The organism is Actinokineospora sp. NPDC051303, assembly GCF_055586285.1.
In genome coordinates this window covers 1-17,469 of sequence record NZ_JBVJIN010000030.1, presented here as the reverse complement: position 1 = coordinate 17,469, position 17,469 = coordinate 1, and the positions used below count along the sequence as shown (strand labels likewise).

15 protein-coding genes and 3 tRNA genes are annotated in these 17,469 nt (G+C 66.4%); 9 read left to right on the top strand and 9 right to left on the bottom strand.

Translation table 11 applies throughout. From position 1 onward, the window contains the following. Positions 1 to 576: 576 nt before the first annotated feature. Positions 577 to 2,286: a bifunctional metallophosphatase/5'-nucleotidase gene (locus tag ACZ6SD_RS22015; protein WP_465318844.1), complete on the bottom strand. Its 1,710-nt coding sequence runs from the start codon at positions 2,284 to 2,286 to the stop codon at positions 577 to 579. 115 nt (positions 2,287 to 2,401) lie between these two features. Here ACZ6SD_RS22015 and ACZ6SD_RS22010 point away from each other — a divergent pair, with 115 nt between their 5' ends. The 3 genes from ACZ6SD_RS22010 (at position 2,402) to ACZ6SD_RS22000 (ending at position 4,367) form a co-directional block, all read left to right on the top strand. Beyond that, positions 2,402 to 2,872, top strand: a complete 471-nt coding sequence (locus ACZ6SD_RS22010; RefSeq protein ID WP_465318843.1) for a MarR family winged helix-turn-helix transcriptional regulator — start codon at positions 2,402 to 2,404, stop codon at positions 2,870 to 2,872. 30 nt (positions 2,873 to 2,902) lie between these two features. Next, positions 2,903 to 2,987, top strand: a tRNA-Ser gene (locus tag ACZ6SD_RS22005). 1,245 nt (positions 2,988 to 4,232) lie between these two features. Continuing rightward, positions 4,233 to 4,367: an NUDIX domain-containing protein gene (locus ACZ6SD_RS22000; RefSeq protein ID WP_465318842.1), complete on the top strand. Its 135-nt coding sequence runs from the start codon at positions 4,233 to 4,235 to the stop codon at positions 4,365 to 4,367. Positions 4,368 to 4,582: 215 nt separating this feature from the next. On the opposite strand, the gene ACZ6SD_RS21995 is transcribed toward ACZ6SD_RS22000, so the two are convergent. From ACZ6SD_RS21995 to ACZ6SD_RS21985, 3 genes are all read right to left on the bottom strand, one after another. Further along, positions 4,583 to 5,860 (bottom strand): hypothetical protein, encoded by a 1,278-nt coding sequence (locus tag ACZ6SD_RS21995; protein WP_465318841.1) that lies wholly within the window; start codon positions 5,858 to 5,860, stop codon positions 4,583 to 4,585. Positions 5,861 to 7,206: 1,346 nt separating this feature from the next. Beyond that, entirely contained in the window at positions 7,207 to 7,998 is a 792-nt protein-coding gene (locus tag ACZ6SD_RS21990; RefSeq protein ID WP_465318840.1) for a putative hydro-lyase, read from the bottom strand. 12 nt (positions 7,999 to 8,010) lie between these two features. Continuing rightward, complete coding sequence (locus ACZ6SD_RS21985) at positions 8,011 to 9,387, bottom strand: MFS transporter (protein ID WP_465318839.1); 1,377 nt, start codon at positions 9,385 to 9,387, stop codon at positions 8,011 to 8,013. Between the two features lie 143 nt (positions 9,388 to 9,530). On the opposite strand from ACZ6SD_RS21985, the gene ACZ6SD_RS21980 reads away from it, so the two are divergent. After that, a complete protein-coding gene (locus tag ACZ6SD_RS21980; protein ID WP_465318838.1) occupies positions 9,531 to 10,217 on the top strand; it encodes a GntR family transcriptional regulator in 687 nt (228 codons plus the stop codon). Between the two features lie 43 nt (positions 10,218 to 10,260). Then, positions 10,261 to 11,016, top strand: coding sequence for a sulfite exporter TauE/SafE family protein (locus tag ACZ6SD_RS21975; RefSeq protein WP_465318837.1), 756 nt, complete (start codon positions 10,261 to 10,263; stop codon positions 11,014 to 11,016). Here ACZ6SD_RS21975 and hisC read toward each other — a convergent pair. Then, on the bottom strand, positions 11,013 to 12,080 hold the full coding sequence (gene hisC / locus ACZ6SD_RS21970; RefSeq protein WP_465318836.1) for a histidinol-phosphate transaminase: 1,068 nt from the start codon (positions 12,078 to 12,080) through the stop codon (positions 11,013 to 11,015). The genes ACZ6SD_RS21975 and hisC overlap by 4 nt on opposite strands. Positions 12,081 to 12,239: 159 nt before the next feature. Here hisC and ACZ6SD_RS21965 point away from each other — a divergent pair, with 159 nt between their 5' ends. Beyond that, positions 12,240 to 12,914, top strand: coding sequence for a dienelactone hydrolase family protein (locus ACZ6SD_RS21965; protein ID WP_465318835.1), 675 nt, complete (start codon positions 12,240 to 12,242; stop codon positions 12,912 to 12,914). Then, entirely contained in the window at positions 12,914 to 13,675 is a 762-nt protein-coding gene (locus ACZ6SD_RS21960; RefSeq protein ID WP_465318834.1) for an ESX secretion-associated protein EspG, read from the top strand. Before ACZ6SD_RS21965 ends, ACZ6SD_RS21960 begins: the two co-directional genes overlap by 1 nt. 2 nt (positions 13,676 to 13,677) lie before the next feature. Here the strand turns inward: ACZ6SD_RS21960 and ACZ6SD_RS21955 are convergent, their stop codons facing one another. Next, positions 13,678 to 14,334, bottom strand: coding sequence for a CoA transferase subunit B (locus ACZ6SD_RS21955; protein WP_465318833.1), 657 nt, complete (start codon positions 14,332 to 14,334; stop codon positions 13,678 to 13,680). Between the two features lie 4 nt (positions 14,335 to 14,338). After that, entirely contained in the window at positions 14,339 to 15,106 is a 768-nt protein-coding gene (locus ACZ6SD_RS21950; protein WP_465318832.1) for a CoA transferase subunit A, read from the bottom strand. Positions 15,107 to 15,321: 215 nt separating this feature from the next. Here ACZ6SD_RS21950 and ACZ6SD_RS21945 point away from each other — a divergent pair. Both ACZ6SD_RS21945 and ACZ6SD_RS21940 read left to right on the top strand, forming a co-directional pair. Continuing rightward, positions 15,322 to 15,411 (top strand) — tRNA-Ser (locus tag ACZ6SD_RS21945). A gap of 35 nt (positions 15,412 to 15,446) precedes the next feature. Next, positions 15,447 to 15,522 (top strand) — tRNA-Arg (locus ACZ6SD_RS21940). 101 nt (positions 15,523 to 15,623) lie between these two features. Here the strand turns inward: ACZ6SD_RS21940 and ACZ6SD_RS21935 are convergent. Together ACZ6SD_RS21935 and ACZ6SD_RS21930 are read right to left on the bottom strand one after the other, a co-directional pair. Next, on the bottom strand, positions 15,624 to 16,835 hold the full coding sequence (locus ACZ6SD_RS21935) for a tyrosine-type recombinase/integrase (protein WP_465318831.1): 1,212 nt from the start codon (positions 16,833 to 16,835) through the stop codon (positions 15,624 to 15,626). Further along, complete coding sequence (locus ACZ6SD_RS21930) at positions 16,832 to 17,266, bottom strand: hypothetical protein (RefSeq protein ID WP_465318830.1); 435 nt, start codon at positions 17,264 to 17,266, stop codon at positions 16,832 to 16,834. The genes ACZ6SD_RS21935 and ACZ6SD_RS21930 overlap by 4 nt, the downstream gene beginning before the upstream one ends. Positions 17,267 to 17,469: the final 203 nt, after the last annotated feature.

Here is a 17,469-nt window from a genome sequence, read left to right as displayed (position 1 = left end):
AAAAAAGAGAGGGGGTACGCAACAGCGGGTAGCGGACGCCACCTTCCGCCACCAGACCCAGCTTGTTTGGGGCGGCCGCCCACCCCCCCCCCGGGGGCCCCCCCCCCCCCCCCCCCCCCACCCAGGTGTCCCACACGTCGTAGCGGCCCGCCACCCTCGTCGGTTGGCGTGGATCCCTGCCGGGCGGATCAGAAGACGCGTCCGATGCGGGGTTCAACATCGTCGAGGTGCTGACTAGGCGCGTCCCGCGCACCCGCGCACTCGAAGACTCGTCGAGCTGCCGCTCACAGCCGCGACCGGGTCGATACTGTCGGCTCAGCCACGGGGTCGCGGCAGGCCGCGGACCACTACGGTGATTCTCTGCTTCGCCACGGCACCACCTACCCTTTCTCGGCGGGCACGGTGACCGGTCACATCAGACTGCTGTTTCACACGTTTTCACCGGAGCCAGCCGTCACTCCCATGTTGCGCCCGACCGCGGCCGTTGACAAGTCTTCTCACCGTCCCTGAATTGGTGAAGTTTCCCATCACTGTCCGAATCGGACGATCTTGTGTCCGGCTGGGACGGTCGCCGCCCTAGGGGATGACCGTCACCCGGGTCGGGGGCGGCGGCGACAGGTTCGGGTTGGCCGAGAGGTAGGCGGTGAACGCGTCGAGGTCGACCGGCCCGCCGGTCAGGTCCGTGCCCTTGGCGAGTTCGGTGAAGCCGTCGCCGCCCGCGGCGAGGAAGTTGTTCACCGACACCCGGTAAGTGGCGGCCGGGTCGAGCGGTTGACCCGCTATGGCGATGTTCGAGACCCGGTTGCCCTGGCCCGCCGACCGCGACCAGGTGTAGGTCAGGGTCGAGGAGACCTGGAGGAAGCGGGTCAGCGTCGTGCCGTTGGGCTGCGGCTGCCACTGCTGCTCCAGCACGGCCTTGATCTGCGCGCCGGGCAGCGTGACGGTCTGCATGATGTTGCCGAACGGCTGCACCGCGAACGCCTCGCCGTAGGTCACCACACCGTTGCCCTCGCCCGCTGGCGACGAGGCGTAGGTCAGGTCGGTGCGGATGCCGCCCGGGTTGGTCATGGCGATCTGCGCCTGGTTGCCCGCGGTCGCGGCGAGTTGCGCGTCGGCGATCACATCGCCCAGCGGCGACTCACCCGAAGGGGCGCCCGCCCGCACCAGGTCGGCGGAGATGGCCCCGACCTGCCGGTTCGCGATCGGCGCCGACTTGGCCGACGCCTCGTCCACCAGCGCGGCGACCGCCGGGTCGGCGGGGACGGTGCGGGTGACGATCTCGTTGTGCGCCACGGTCTCCGCGCGCAGCACGTCGCGGGACCGCTTGTCGATTTTGAGGTCGACCACGGACAGGAGCCTGCCGAAGGACGAGCCCTGGATCAGCGGGCGCGGGTTGCCCGCCGGGTCGTCCACGACGCAGTTGTACTGCTGGTGGCTGTGGCCGGTGAAGAACACGTCGATCGACGGAGACGCCGCGGTCGCGATCCGCCGGGCCGGGCCGGGGACGGTGCGGCAGTCGTCCGGCCCGCCGCCCTCGGTGTTGTCGCCCTGGTGCATGAGCACGACCTGCGTGCGCACACCGACCCGGTCGAGCAGCCGGGACGTGCGGTCCAGCGCCTCGACCTCGTCGCCGAACGTGAAGCCGGCGACGGCCTCGGGCGTCACCACGGATGGCAGGTCCTTCAGCGTCACCCCGATGACGCCCACCGGCACCCCGTCGACGGTCTTGATGGTGAACGGCAGCGCGGCGGGCGCGCCGCTGTCGAAGGCGATGTTCGCGCCCAGGTAAGGGAAGCGGGAGCCGTGGAACTTGGGCCGGAACTGGCACCCGTCGGTGGGGTGGCAGCCGCCGAACTGCATGCGCTGCAACTCCCGGTAGCCCTCGTCGAACTCGTGGTTGCCGATCGTGGTGGCCGCCACCCCGATCCGGTTGAGGAACTCCACGGTCGGCTCGTCGTGGAACAGCGCCGACGTCAGCGGCGACGCCCCGATGTTGTCCCCGGCGGACAGGACCAGCGACCTGTCGACCTCCCCCCGCAACCGCGCGACGTGCGTGGCCAGGTAGGCGGCCCCACCAGCGTCGACGGTCTTGCCGTCCGGCAGCGTCACCCGCCCAGAAGACCCGGCGGGCGGCGCCAGGTTGCCGTGGAAGTCGTTGAACGCGATCAACCGCAGGTCGGTCCCCAGGGGCCGGTCCGCCGCGTCCGCCCCCACGGCCCCCACCACCCCGGCGACGGTAAGGGCAGCCGCGGCCAGCACCGCCGAGACCCGAGTGGAAAAGCTCATCAGTCCTCCGTCCCCCAAACACCATGATCACCCGATCGGGCAGATGGAGTCGGAGTCTGCCGTCTGCCGATGCCGAAGACCAGCCCAGCGGGCCGTACACCGTAGCCTGGGACGCGTGACATCCGTGAGTGCCGAACCCCGGTGGCTGGACCCAGACGAGATGCGCGCCTGGCGCGCCTACGTCATCGCCAGCGAACTGCTGCGCCAGCAGCTCAACCGGGAACTCCAAGAGAAGCACGGTCTGGCGCTGCCGGACTACGAGGTGCTGGTGCGCCTCTCCGAGCGCGAAGGCTGGCAGATGCGCATGAGCCAGCTCGCGGGCCAGCTCGCCTCGTCCAAGAGCAGACTTTCCCACCAGATCTCCCGCCTGGAGAAAGCAGGCTTCGTCCGCCGCCTCAACTGCGCCGAAGACGCCCGAGGCGTAGTCGCCGAACTCACCCCCAAGGGCATGGACATGCTCCGCACCGCCGCCCCCGTCCACGTCCAAGGCGTCCGCGAACACCTGGTCGACCTGATGTCACCGGCGGAGCAGGAGGTGGTCGCGGCCCTCTTCGAGCGCGTCATCGAGCACCTCGACCTCACCTGAGCCAGTGACTTCGTTACGCTGATCGGGTAGGGAGGCGTGGCAGAGCGGCCGAATGCATCCGCCTTGAAAGCGGAAGACCCGCAAGGGTCCGGGGGTTCAAATCCCTCCGCCTCCGCAGCTCAGCTGGGGTGTCGATCATTCCAAGTGGATGGTCGACACCCCTTTGGGGTAGCAACGTGCCTGATCGGCCATGTATCGGCTGTTCAGCCAGTATCTAACTCATCCGACAACCGCCTCAGCGCATCCCCGCTTATTCGTCTAGGCGTGACCGACGGGTAGATCATTACGGTCACGTCGATGTTCGAGTGCCCGACATCCCGAACGATGTGCGGTGGAACGCCGAGGCGCTGGAGCAGAGTCATGCAGGAATGCCGCAAGTTACGCAGCCGCACGCCCTCCAAGCCCGCACGATCCCACAGCGGGTGCCGACTCGATCGCAAGTTCGAGGGGGCAATCAGACGCCGGTCAGTGTGGTGAAGATCATGCCGGACTCCTCCCTCACCTCTGCCTGGTCCCGCTCGTCGTCCTGCCGGTCTCAGTGATCCAACAGCGCCTCGGCGCAGGCTCGGATGAGCCGATAGACCCGCTGCGAGGTCTCCGTCTTCGGCGGGACGAGCCACAGTTCGGACCCGACCTGCTGAAGTGTCTGCTGAATGCGAAAGCTCGGTGAATGCTTGTCTGCGCAGTCTTCGCAGAACTTCATCGGTGCGCCGCACACTTCCTATCCCAGCGGCTCCAGTCGATATCCGACCAGCGAAGGCCCAAGTTCACCCTGCCCGAGTCCCATGTAGAGGGCTAGGACGTAGAGGGCTTCAGCCGACCACCCCGCGCTGCCGCGAAAAGAGTCTTCGCTTGCTCAAATGTCAACCCCGATTGACATCGTATCGCACGATTCATCAAGGCCTGAGCAAGAAGGTCGCCAACGGAGCCCGCATCCGCCTCCTGTTCGGTGACTCAGACAGCCCCGAAGTAGCCGCCCGCAGCGAAGAGGGACAACTAGGCGACCATGCCCTCGCCGCCCGCATCCGCAACGCTTTCGCGTTTTACCGTCCCCTCATCAAGGTAGGCGGCGTCGAAATGTGCTTCCATCGCATAACCCTCTATAATAGCATCTTCTGCTTCGACGACGAATTATCATCAACGCTGACGTCTAGGGATTTCAAGGTGTACACACTCCCAGCCTCCATCTTCGCCGTCTCTCCGAGGGAGACCGGTTCGAACATATCCGGAGAGTTTGAAACTGTGTGGGCTCTTTCCGGAGAGTCGAGTTTGAAGAAGACAAAGTGTTCGTCGTGACTACCTAAGCGATGATAGCGCGCCCGAGTCGAATAACATCGCTACATAGCTGGGTTCGTTCTAAATGACGATAAGTGTTTGCTTGATCCGCAGGACGGACAACCTGCTGTACTCTACGCTCGGTGGCCAACTCGAGCCAGGCGAAACGCTCACACAGGCGGCCGTGTGGGAGGTTCGGGAGGAAACTGGTAACAGGTAACAGTTACGGATTCGGTCAAAATCCGTAGCAATCCTGAGCATGCCATCGCATAATAACGACGGCGAGTTCCGACAGGGGGGGCCTCTCGGTTAGTTCCGAATCTAGCGAGGCGCTTTGGGTTTCAATCGACGAGTTTCGAAATCTTTGGATACATCAATCAGCTATGCTACGCATAGTGCGGCCTCGATTCTGATCGCCATCCTTCCTGTCCGTGACTAGTGAAGCTTGCGATTGTTGGAGAAGTTCCACAAGAAATGCATATCGGATAGTTGAACTTCTTTTCGATCCTTCAGATAGTCGTTCAAGCTTGCGACGAGACCGCCAGCGGCAACGACAATTCCAGGAACAACCAGTGGAGTGAATGCCAATAGGCCGACCGTTGTTAGAACGCCTCCTACTCCTAGAGATGCTGTCGAACGTTTGCCGAGCGTCTCTGCCGCTCGAGACGTTTTGCGGTCCAGTTCGTTGATTGCGGGTCCGATGATGTCCTCGGAAATTTCCGCAGCCATCACATTGGCGTCGCTTGTGGGTTGCGCCTTGACGCGCTCTGTGATCGCCTTCTTCAGGGCCAGCCTGAACGCATCAAAGTCGGAGGCCTCATTTTTCCGAAAAGCGATCAGTTCGGCAATGGGGGCATTTTCAATGGTAGGAAGTACTAGATTGAATGCGACCTGCTCGACGGTTGGCTTCAGTATGTCCGCCTGTACAACTTCTGCCAGTGTTGTCGATTGTCCGAGTGCTGCCTCATTTATACGCGCAGTCCGAGCGCTGGAAACAAGAAAGGCGGCATACTGACGACTGTATTGCATTGCCCATTGGTCTAGGACCTTATCTGGACCCCCCTGTTGCTCGTCCTTGTCCAGCTTCCGCACGATTAAGGTGTCGAGTCCTGGGCTAGATATTCGAGCTTCAACGTCACCGGATTTTTTCGACGTTCTCACGGCTATTTGAGCGTCTTTTCGAATGTATTGTCGAACTTCCTCTACCATGCCGACTAGACCTTCTAGTCCAACCTCGGAGGCATGTATATTCAGATGCTCTTCGCAGTAGGCTGGCTCCGTTGTGTATATGAATAGTTCATCTGCTCCGATGGAACGCAGGTGCAATGCCAAGCCTACATGGTCTTTCACAGAATTGAAGACGCCGTCGTAGTCTCCCGCGTTGAGACTAAATTGCATCCTTGATCGAGGCAAGCCGACGACGACCACTCTGTCAAAATAGAACCATGCTCGACGGATGGCCTCTTCTGCATCATTTCTCATGCAGTTTGGGCCGTTGCAAGTAAATTGCCCGCTCAGGTCAAGACCAGGGCCCGCCACTATTTGATGATAGGCGTCTGGAATGGACTTTGCTATACGTCGGGGAGCTGATATGGCGTCTATGAGTCGCTGCATGCCCTTCCGGGTTGCCAAGACGCGCGGCACGTCATTCTCGTCCTTCACGCCCTCTTCGTCTATCCAGTCATATAGCCAGTAGGACACGTTGGCTCCCATCTTCGGACCCTGCGCTGCGTTCCTACAGTCTTGCCGAGCCTGGCTCTAGGGATCAAGGCGCACCGCCCGTGGCGGCGCGCTCGGTGGGCCTGTCGCGCTGGCACCGGTGTTGTATCCATCGCGGCACGGTCCGGCCCGCCGCTTCGCTACGGCCGGACGTCCGCGCGGCGCAGCCTCGGTTGCCGCCGCGAGTCCGCGAGCCACCACGGGCAGCGCGTATGCCAGGAGTGCCGTATTGCCCGTAGGCACAGGGGCGCGCTCCGCCAGCAGCGTGTTACGTGGAGTAGGTGACGAAGAGATGCCCTCGCCGGGCAGGTAGCCTCCAAGGAGGCTACCTCACAGCTCGGCCGCCGGTTCAGGGTCGGTCTGCGGTGCCTTCCCAGCCGACGGGGAAGACACCGAGGCCCCACCCTCGTGGGATGAGGCCAGACGTGTAACGACAAGTATAGCGACGGGCACGACTCAGTCCGGACCAGCCCAACTAGGCTACCAGCCGCAACGCACCAGCGCGGGAGGATTGGGAACGGCTCGAATGATCAAAGTACAGCCTGAAAGCGGAAGACCCGCAAAGGCCTGGGGTTCAAAACCCTCCGCCTCCGCTCTCTAACCAAGTTGGTGCGAACGGGACCCGCCAAGGTGGCGGGTCCCGTGTTGATGAAGGCGCAGTTTCTGACTGGTCGGCCTTGCGGAAGCCCTCTGTCAGTTCGGTTCGCAACATATCCTGTCATTGTCTTGTCAGTCGAGGTGGTGAGGGCCGGGGCGTGGACAGGGAAGCTCTTCGCGTGATGTCCGGGCAGTCGAGGTCGGGAGCCGACTGGGATGCACAGGGTTGGGTAGGACGGGTGGGAGTCGGGGGCGGTGGCTCGGGGTCGTAGTGGTCGGTTTCGGGGCCGGGAGACGGGTGGTTGAGATCTTGGTTGCGGCTGGAGGCGGGACGACCGCAGCGGTGGTGGTCGTGGTCGTCGCAGTGGGGACGACCGTGGTGCTGTGGCCGCCGGTGTTGTGGTGGTTGCGGGGCGGCCACCGGTTGCTTGGCTGGCGCCGGTGTGAGTGCCGCGCCCACGGTGAGCAGGACCAGTGCCGCGGCCAAGCCCGCCCCGCCGTGGCGCGGTTCGGCAGGAATGCCCTCTGGCCCGCCCGACGATCAGCGCCACAGCCGCGATCGTCACGGCGGGTGGGGGAACAAAGCACCAGCATGGGATCGAACCCGCTGCCCGTGAGGCCCGCGATGGTGAGCAGCAACCAGATCACGCCGATCACTATCCATGCTGGCCAGTGGTTGCTTTCGGGCGCTGCTGTCTTGCCTGGTACATCCACCCGATCAGGATGCCGGTTACGCGCCACGTTCAAATCTTGATGTTCGAGTCACCTTCAGGTTCTGATCGGTAAGTGGTTTCCCGTATGTCGGTGATGAGCATGTGACCTGGAGCATGGGTGATGGCGAAGGGGATTCGGCTCGTCGCTAGTGCTGCTTGGGGGGTGACGCCGCAGGCCCAGAAGACGGGGATGTCGCCGTCGTGGAGTGTTACGGGGTCGCCGTAGTCGGGGGAGTTCAGGGTCACGCCCAGGGATTCGGGTGAGCCTATGTGGACGGGGGCGCCGTGGGCTGCGGGGATCTGGGCGCTCACTTGAACGGCGGTGGCCACCAGATCCGCGGGGATGGGGCGCATGGAGACGACCAGGGGGCCGGAAAGGGAACCGGCGGCGCGGCAGGGGCGAGTGGTTCGGTACATGGGAACTGTGGTGCCCGCTTCTACGTGCCGCAGGGGGATTCCGGCTGCGGACAGGGCGGCCTCGAAGGTGAAGCTGCAGCCGATGAGGAAGGTCACCAGGTCTGGGCGCCAGTGCTCTTTGACGGAGGTGGGTTCGTCGACCACGGTGCCGTTTCGCCAGACGCGGTAGCGGGGGAGGTCGGTGCGGAGGTCGGCGTCGGCGAGGTCGGTGTGCCAGGAGCCGGGGTCGGTGACTTCCAGCAGTGGGCACGGTTTCGGGTTGCGCTGGGCGAACAGGAGCATGTCGAAGGCGTGGTCCTTCGGCAGGGCGATGAGGTTCGCCTGGACGTGGCCGTTGGCCCAGCCGGAGGTGGAAGCGACTGTGCCGGAACGGAAAGCTGCGCGGGCTTCCTTCGGAGTTTGCATCAAATCCTCCACTTAGGACAATTCTCGGTCGCGGGTTTCGGGGAGGCCGAACAGGGACACGAAAGCGACCGCATAGGCGAGCGCGCCGAAGCCCATCGCGCCGCCGATTCCGTAGCGCAGGGCGACAAAGCCGATGACGGTGGGGAAGAACGCGCCCACCGCGCGGCCGAAGTTGTAGGTGAAGCCGGGGCCCGCGCCCCGCGCCCGGCTTGGGTACAGCTCGGCCAGGTAGGCGCCGAAGCCGCTGAAGATCGCCGACGAGCAGAAGCCCAGAGGGAATCCCAAGTACATCACGTAGGTGCCCAAGGACGGCGGAAGCTGGGTGTAGAGGGTCATCAGCACGGCGCTGAGGACGGCGAACAGGCGGAAAGTGTTCTTGCGCCCCAACCGGTCCGTGAAATAGCCGCCGGTGAGATAGCCGAGAAAAGCCCCGCTGATCAGGAAGAACATATACCCGCCCGTGCCGATGACGGTGAGGCCGCGTTCCTTGCTCAGAAAGGCGGGCAGCCACGTGGCGAGGGTGTAATAGCCGCCTTGGCAGCCGGTTGCCAGCAATGACGCGAAAATGGTCGTCTTGCGCAGGTCCGGGCGGAAAATGGCCCCCAGCGATCCGCGGGCCTCGGCTTTGTGTCGGGTGAACACCGGGGCGTCCTCGATACCGCGCCGCAGGTAGACGACGAGCAGGGCGGGCAGCGCCCCGGTGAAGAACAGGATTCGCCACGCCAGGTCGGGGTCGACCAGGTTGAACACGACGGTGTAGGCGATGACGGCCATGCCCCAGCCGACCGCCCACGAACTCTGGATGACCGACGCCACCCGCCCCCGATGCCGCGCGCTGGTGTACTCGGCCACCAGGATCGCCCCGGTCGCCCATTCGCCGCCGAAGCCGAGGCCCTGCAACGCCCGGAACACCAGCAGGGTCTCGTAGTTCTGCGCCAGCCCGCACAGCGCCGTGAACACCGCGTACGTCACCACGGTGATCATCAGCGTCCGCACCCGCCCCAACCGGTCGGCCAGCACGCCCGCGGCGACGCCCCCGATCGCGGAGAACACCAGTGTGGTGGTGGACAGCAGGCCGGTCTGCCCGGTGTCGAGCCCGAACGTCCCCGCGATGGCCGCCAGGCCCAGCGGCAGCACCCAGAAGTCGTAGGAGTCCAGCCCGTACCCAAGAAACGCCCCGACGAACGCCTTCCGCCCCTTCCCCGGCAACTCCCGGAACCACCCGAACCAGCCCGCGCCTGCCGCTGCCGGACGCCCAGTCGAGTCGCCCGCAGCGGGCTCGGCCTCGGCGCCCGCCCGGTCGCTGCCGCCGCCCGCCATGTCGGCCACCTGTCCCCCTGTGTCGACGCCTGCCTTGTTCCCGCCGCTGTGCCTACCCCTGCTCGCCATGCCGTGCCCCCGCTCTCGTCGCCCTGGTTAACCGTCCGTCCGCACTCCAGTTAGAAGGTTCAGCTTGAGGATTGTTGAACAATATGACAAGCAGCCAATTGGATGATTACCGTGCGGGCATCTACGGAGCAGTGGAGGCAAGCGTGGCTGCGGCGGACATCGGCGGTCGGCTCACCGAACTCGCGGCGGAGCGGCGGCGGGAGCGCGGCAGCGCGGCCGACGCGGCCGCGATGGTGCTGCGTGACCTGATCCTGGAAGGGGCGCTGCCGCCGGGGAGCCGGGTGTCCGAGGAGGCGTTCATCGGGCCGCTGGAGGTGTCCCGCAACACCCTGCGCGAGGCGTTCCGCCTGCTCACCCATGAGCGGCTGCTCGTGCACAAGCTCAACCGAGGCGTCTTCGTCCGCAGGCTCGACGCCGACGACGTCAGGGACCTGTTCCTGGTCCGCCGCATGGTCGAGTGCGCGGCGCTGCTGTCGGCGGGCGAGGCTGGGGTTCCCGCGCTGTCCAAGGCGGTCGAAGTGGCGGAGCAGGCCGCCGCCGCGGGGCGCTGGGTGGACGTCGGCACCGCGAATCTCCGCTTCCACCAGGCGATCGCCGGTCTCGCGGGCAGCAGGCGCATCGACCAGTTGATGCACCAGGTGGCCGCCGAGCTACGCCTGGGCTTCCACGAGATGGGCGACCCGAGGGCGTTCCACGAGAGTTACCTGACGCGCAACCGCGCCATCGTCGACACGCTGGCCGAGGGGGACGCGGCGCGCGCCGAGAGTCAGCTCCGGGCGTACCTCGATGACGCGGAGCGCGAGATGCTCGACATCATCGGCGGGCGGTGAGACGCGTTAGGGTCGTCCTCGTGCCGATGATGGGATGTTCGTGATGACGGCCTGGGAGGTTGTCGGGCTGGTGCTGGCTGGCGTGTTCGCCGGTGGCATCAACGCCGTGGTCGGGTCGGGGACGCTGGTCACTTTCCCGGCGCTGCTGGCCGTGGGCTACCCGCCGGTCGTGGCCAATGTGTCCAACACGCTCGGGCTGGTGCCGGGGTCGGTGACCGGCGCGATCGGGTACCGCAGGGAACTGGTCGGGCAGGGGCCGCGGCTGCTGCGGCTGGGCGCGGCGTCGCTTGTCGGCGGTGTCGTCGGCGCCGTGCTGCTGCTGGTGCTGCCGCCGGGGGCGTTCGAGACGATCGTGCCGATCCTGATCGTCCTGGCGCTGGTGCTGGTCGTCGCGCAGCCGTGGCTGGCGCGGAAACTGGCCGAACGGCAGTCCGAACGGCACGAGCACGGCGGTGTCGCGCTGCTGGCCGGTGTGTGCGTGACCGGTGTGTACGGTGGCTATTTCGGCGCCGCGCAAGGGGTTCTGCTGCTCGCGCTCATGGGAATCCTGATGGCCGAGACGTTGCAGCGGATCAACGCGGTCAAGAACGTCCTCGCCGCGATCGTCAACCTGGTCGCGGGCCTGATCTTCGTGTTCGTCGCCGACGTCGCCTGGCTCGCGGTCGGGATCATCGCGGTCGGCGCGATGGTCGGCGGCCTGCTCGGCGCGAAGGTCGGCCGCAAACTGTCCCCGGTGGTGCTGCGCGCGGTGATCGTGGTCGTCGGCCTCGCCGCGATCGTCCAGATTCTGACGCGCTAGCGCGGGAAACTCAGTGCGGCGGCAAGGAAAGCGTCGTTCTCGTCCGGTGTGCTGATCGTCACCCGGGCGCCGTCGCCGACGAACGCGCGCACGACCACCTTGTGCGCCAAGCAATGCTCGTTGAACGCCGCGGTCCGCTCGCCCAGTGGCAGCCACACGAAATTCGCCTCGGTCTCCGGAACGTCGTAGCCCGCCTCGATCAGCGCGGCGCGGACCCGGCCGCGTTCGGCGACGATTCCCGCGCAGCGCGCCAGCAACTCGGCTTCGGCGTCCAAAGAGGACAGTGCGGCCACCTGGGCGAGCGCGTTCACCCCGAACGGCACGAACACCTTGCGCACGGCCGCGGCCACCGGCGCCGCGGCCACCAGGTACCCGACGCGCAGCCCGGCGAGGCCGTACGCCTTGGAGAACGTGCGCAGCACCGCCACGTTGTCCCGCCCGCGCGCCCACCGCGCCTTGGCGACCTCGACGCCGTCGGGGACCTCGGGGTCGGCCACGAACTCGCGGTACGCCTCATCGATGACGACGACCACGTCCTCGGGCACCGCGTCGATGAGCCGCTCCAAGTCCGCCCGTCGCAAGGCCGTGCCGGTCGGATTGTTCGGCGTGCACACGAAAACCAGCCGCGTCAACGGGGTGACCGCAGCGATCATCGCGTCCACGTCGAGAGCGTGTTCAGCGGTGAGCGGCACGCGCACCTGGGTGGCGCCGACGACATGCGCCACGATCGGATAAGCCTCGAACGACCGCCAGGGGAACAAGACCTCGTCCTCGGCGGTGCAGGTCGCCTGGATGAGCTGCTGGCACAACGTCACCGAGCCGCAGCCCACGGCCACCTGGTCCGCTTCGACGCCGAGCTTGGCCGCGAGCCGCGCCACCAGTTCCACGGAACCGTTGTCCGGGTAGCGGTTGATCCGTTCCGCCGCCTCGGCGATGGCCGTCACCACACTGGGCAGCGGGCCGAGCGAGACCTCGTTGCTGGCGAGCTTGATCGCCCCGGGGATGTTCTTGCCGGGCACATAACCGGGCAGCGAGTCCAGGTCGGCGCGGATTCGCACGGTCATCGGGGCTCCTCATCGTCAAGGTGGCGCCCCAAGATGCTACAGAGCGGACACCAGTGTTCGGTTTCCGCGCCGCCACTGCGGCATTTGGCCCTCTTCCTGCGGATGGGTGAGCGGGTGATCACGTTGACTGGTATTAACCCCCGCATGGTTGGGTATGTCATGGCCCAGACACGCACAGAGGATTTCCGGCTCGACGACGGCCGTGCGCTGCGCCTCACCTATGCCGAACCGGATGGCGTCACCAGGGGCGGGCTCGTGGTCCTGCACGAGGCGCGCGGCATCACCGACGCCGTGCGCGGCATGGTCGCGGGGCTGGCCGCCGAGGGGTGGCTCGTCGTCGTCCCGCACCTGTACCGGGGCGAGTCCGGGTCGGCGGAGGTGGGCCACGACGAGGCGCGCGACAAGGTCGGCGAGCTGTCCGGCAAGTCCGTCCTGGCCGCGACGGACATCGCCTTCGCCTGGCTTTCCGGCCGCAAGGTCAATCTGGACCGGATCGGCGTCATCGGCCTTGAGTTCGGCGGTGCGGTCGCCATGGTGGTCGCCGCGCGCCGCATCATCGGCGCCGCCGTCACCATCGCGGGCGGCGGCATCCTCGAACCGCTCGCCGACGGCCTGCCCGCGCTGGTCGAGATCGCGGGCGACCTGACCGTCCCGTGGCTGGGCCTGTACCGCGAAGAGGGCGACGACATCACCGCTGAGCAGGTCGAGAAGCTGCGCGAGGCGGCGAGCACCGCGAAGATCGCCACCGACGTGGTGCGGTTCCCGTTCGAGTCCGCGGGCGCTTTCGAGGCGTGGCAGCGCGCGCTGAACTGGTTCGACGCGCACCTGCGGTGATGGCCACCTCACTCAGTGCGGTCGAGTTCGACTTGATCTGGGAGGGGCTCGGGTTCGCCGAACGGCCGTACCCGATCGACGTGCCCTCGTTCGGCGAGACGGTCGGCGAGCGCGACCGGTTGCGCGGCGAGGTCGTGGCGGGGCTGGTCGCCCGCGGCCTGCACGACGGCCGCGACCTCGACCGGCGGCTGGAAGACCATCTCGTGCTGCTGGCGCGCAACGAGTTCACCGTCGACGGCCTGCTCTCGGTCGGCCGCAACGTGCGCGTGCTCGGCGCGGGCAGAGGGGCCGATGCGGTGCTCGCCGTGCAGTCCGGCGACCGGATCAGGGTCGGCCCGGTGGGCGGCGGCGGGCTCGTCGCCGAACTCGCCGGGTTGCTGCCCGACGCGGACGCGGGCCCCGGAACGCCGGTGACGCTGCCGAAAGCGGTCTTCAACAACGCCGTGGACGCCTACGTGGAGTCCGGGCTCGGCGGGCTGGAGAGCGCGCTCGACCAGGGCGGGGTCAGCGGCCAGGACACGCGCACCATCGCGACCCTGGTGGAGAACTCCCGGCACGGCGGCGGCCAGGTGGCGGCCTACAGCCTCGACCCGCTCGGCCGCCGCACCCGCACCGATGTGGTGAACTGGTTCGACACGACCGCGGGCCGCTACCTGTGCCTGCCCACCCAGCGCGACGGCGTCGCCTGGCTCACTCTCGCCCCGGCCGACTCGGCGGGGCTCGCCCAGCGGCTGGGCGACCTGGTGGCGTCGGTCTTCTGAAGTCAGGCCACCATCTCGGTCAGGTCGGCGGCCACGGCCAACGCGGGCTCGGTCTTCGCCCGCACCTCGTCCACGCTCACCCCCGGGGCGAGTTCGCGCAGCACCAGGCCGTCGGCGGTGACGTCGATGACCGCGAGGTCGGTGATGATCCGCTGCGCCACCCGCCGCCCGGTGTAGGGCAGCGAGCACTCGTCCACGATCTTGTACGAGCCGTCCTTGGCGACGTGCTCCATCAGCACCACGACCAGCTTGGCGCCGTGGACCAGGTCCATCGCGCCGCCCATGCCCTTGACCATCTTGCCCGGGATCATCCAGTTCGCGATGTCGCCGTCCTTGGACACCTGCATCGCGCCCAGGATCGCCGCGTCGACCTTCCCGCCCCGGATCATCGCGAACGACAGCGCGGAGTCGAAGAACGACGCCCCCCGGCGCAGCGACACGGTCTCCTTGCCCGCGTTGATCAGATCCGGGTCTTCCTCACCGTCGACCGGGTAAGCGCCCACGCCGAGGATGCCGTTCTCGGACTGGAGCACTATCTCGACGTTGTCAGGCACGTAGTTGGGCACCAGCGTCGGCAACCCGATGCCCAGGTTCACATAAGAGCCATCCGACAGCTCCGCCGCGGCACGGGCGGCCATCTGCTCACGGGTCAGCGCCATGTTCTCAGCCCTCCTGCTTCGGACGGACAGTGCGACGCTCGATGCGCTTGTCCGCTGCCTGCTCGGCGGTAAGCGCGACCACCCGCTGCACGAAGATGCCCGGCAGGTGCACCTCGTCCGGCTCGATCTCGCCCGGCTCCACAAGCTCCTCGACCTCCGCGATACTCACCCGGCCCGCCATCGCGCACAACGGGTTGAAGTTCCGCGCGGTGGCGTGGAACACCAGGTTGCCGTGCCGGTCGCCCTTGCGGGCCCGCACCAGCCCGAAGTCGCACACGATCGCGCGCTCCAGCACGTAGTCCAGCCCGTCGAACTCCCGAACCTCCTTGACCGGCGAAGCCACCACGACGTTGCCCGCGTCGTCATACCGCCACGGCACCCCACCCTCGGCCACCTGCGTGCCGACCCCCGTGCGGGTGTAGAAGGCCGGAATCCCGGCCCCACCCGCCCGCAACCGCTCCGCCAACGTCCCCTGCGGCGTCAGCTCCACCTCCAGCTCCCCAGCCAGGTACTGCCGCGCGAACTCCTTGTTCTCCCCCACATACGAACTGGTCATCCGCGCGATCCGCCGCTCACGCAGCAGCAGCCCCAGCCCCCAGTCGTCCACCCCGCAGTTGTTCGACACCACATCCAGCCCACTCACCCCACTGGCAAGCAACGCCTCGATCAACACGGTCGGTATCCCACAGAGCCCGAACCCCCCAACCGCCAACCTCGCGCTGTCCGGGATGTCCGCGACCGCGTCGGCGGCGCTGGCGACGACTTTGTCCATCGGTGCCCCTCCTTCTGGGTGTGGCATGGGTAACTCTAGTGCCGCACCCCCACCTTCCGACGTAGCCGACGGCCCCACAACCGGGCGGCCGCGGATGGCGGAACCCACCAGGCCGCCCCCGCCTCTGACCTGCGGACCAGCCGTTGAGGAGGGGGCGTTTTGCTTGCCGGACCGGGGCCTGTGTAGTCTTATCTCCCGAGCGGCCTGGGGCCCCGGGAGGCTTCGCCTAGTCTGGTCTATGGCGCCGCACTGCTAATGCGGTTGGGGTTAACTGCCCCTCCCGGGTTCAAATCCCGGAGCCTCCGCTGGACACCCGGTTCGCCGGGTGACAACTAAACATGCGCCCGTAGCTCAACGGATAGAGCATCTGACTACGGATCAGAAGGTTAGGGGTTCGAATCCCTTCGGGCGCACCAAGTAAGTCCAGGTCAGGGCCTTGTTCTCGGTTATGGGGACGAGGCCTTGTTCTGTTTCCGGGCCTCGTTGTCTCACAGTGTCACACGAACACTTGTACTGCTTACTTGTAGATCCTGCCGAGGGCGTCGGTGCCGGTTTTGAGGTCCTCGTCATCCGCGTGCACGTAGGTCGAGTACGTGAACGCGGTGTCGTAGTGCCCGGCCCACTTGCTGATGATGGAGATCGGCACACCGGCCTTCTCCATCAGGCTCAGCGTGGTGTGCCGTCCCTCGTGGAGGACGATCCGCTTGACTCCGGCACGCTTCGACAGCCGCTGGAACTCGTCGGAGTACCACTCGGGGTGAACAGGCTGGCCGAGTTCGTTGACGACCACGTAGCCGCTGTCGACATAGCCTTCCCCCGCGGCCAGCTTCTCTGCCGCTTGCGCGACCTTGAGCGCCCGTAGTGCGACGGCCAACCGGGCGTCGAGCGGCAGCTTCCGGAACCCGTTCCTGGACTTGGGCGGCTCGATCAGGATCTTGCCCTCGACCAGCACTCGCGACTGCCGCACATGGACGGTGGCGTGCTTGGCGCCGTAGCACTCGGCACACCAACGTTCGCTGTGCTTCCCGCACACCGCGCTGAACGGTCCGAAGTCCACGTCCTTCCACCGCAGGCCCAGGACCTCGCCGCGCCGAAGGCCATAGAGCGAGAGCCGCCAGGCCGCATGGAGGCGATCCTTCTTGGCCTTGGCCAGAAACCTGTGCACCTCGGCCTTCGACCAGGTCTCCGGCTCACCGGGCTCATACTTGGGTGGTTTCACCAGCTTGGCCACGTTCCTGGGGATCAGGCCCTCCAGCATCGCCATCTCGAACGCGGCGGTGAGCCGTCCGAGTGTGAGCTGGATGCTGCGCGGGCCGAGGCCGGTGCCTGGTTTTCCGCCGCGTCGCCTGCCCTCGGTTGCCATCCAGGTGACCATCCGCTCGATGTCGGCCTTGGTGACCTTCTGCATCGCTGTCGACCCCAGCCGCTCGAAGGCTGGTCGGAGCGCATCCTTGTAGCTTCTCTTGCTGGAGTTCCGGAGATCCCGAGTGGCGCCTTCCAGCCAGCCGGTCAGGTACTCGGTCACAGTGACCTTCGCAGGCCGGACGTAGCTGCCCTCGTTGGTTTGGTGCCGGATCTTGTCGTACTCGGCGCGGGCCTCTCGCTTGGTGTCGAAGGTGAAGGTCTTCTGCAGCCTCCTGTTGGTCTCCGGGTCACGCCCGACATCGATGACGAAGCGGTATCTCACCGCCCCGCTCTTCAAGGTGATCTTCTTGATCGGATCACTCACTGGTGCGTCTGTCCTTCCTCTCGATCGTTCTCCGCACCTGGTGGTGCGAGTTCGGGCAAGAGCCCCATCTGGCGGGCCTTGCGCAGGTACCGGGCGACTTGCGCCCGTGAGCGCCCCATCTTCCGGGCCACGGCCATCGCGGGCGCGGGACTGCCGGAGGTGACTGCCTGGGAGTAGACCCGGGCCGCGGTCTGCGCGTCCGTCTCGGCTTTCCCGCTTGCCGCCTCGGGTTTCGGTGGCGTCCCCAAGATTGTGTCTGGCGGGAGGGTGCTCACCGGGACCTCGGCCTTCGCCACCGCTTCCCGGAGCAGTTGCTCGACCAGCACTTGGCGCAGCACCGTGGTGGTGATCTGGAACTGGGCGTTCGACCGAATGGCCAACTCGTGGACTCTTGGCCGCAGGTCGGCTCCGACGAACACCTCGATCGTCACGGTCGCGGGGGTCCAGCGTGATCGACGCGCGAAACCGCATGGGAGTGGCGGTTTTCGGGCCAGTCAAGAGATAGCCGACTGGCGCCGAGGGCTCGGCGGAAGCCCACGCTTGGTCTCAACTGGTCGGTGCGACGCTGTGGGATGATCTTGGGGATTGATCGGGGTGTCGCCTGGTGGCGTTGATGGTGCCGTTGTCTTCGGAC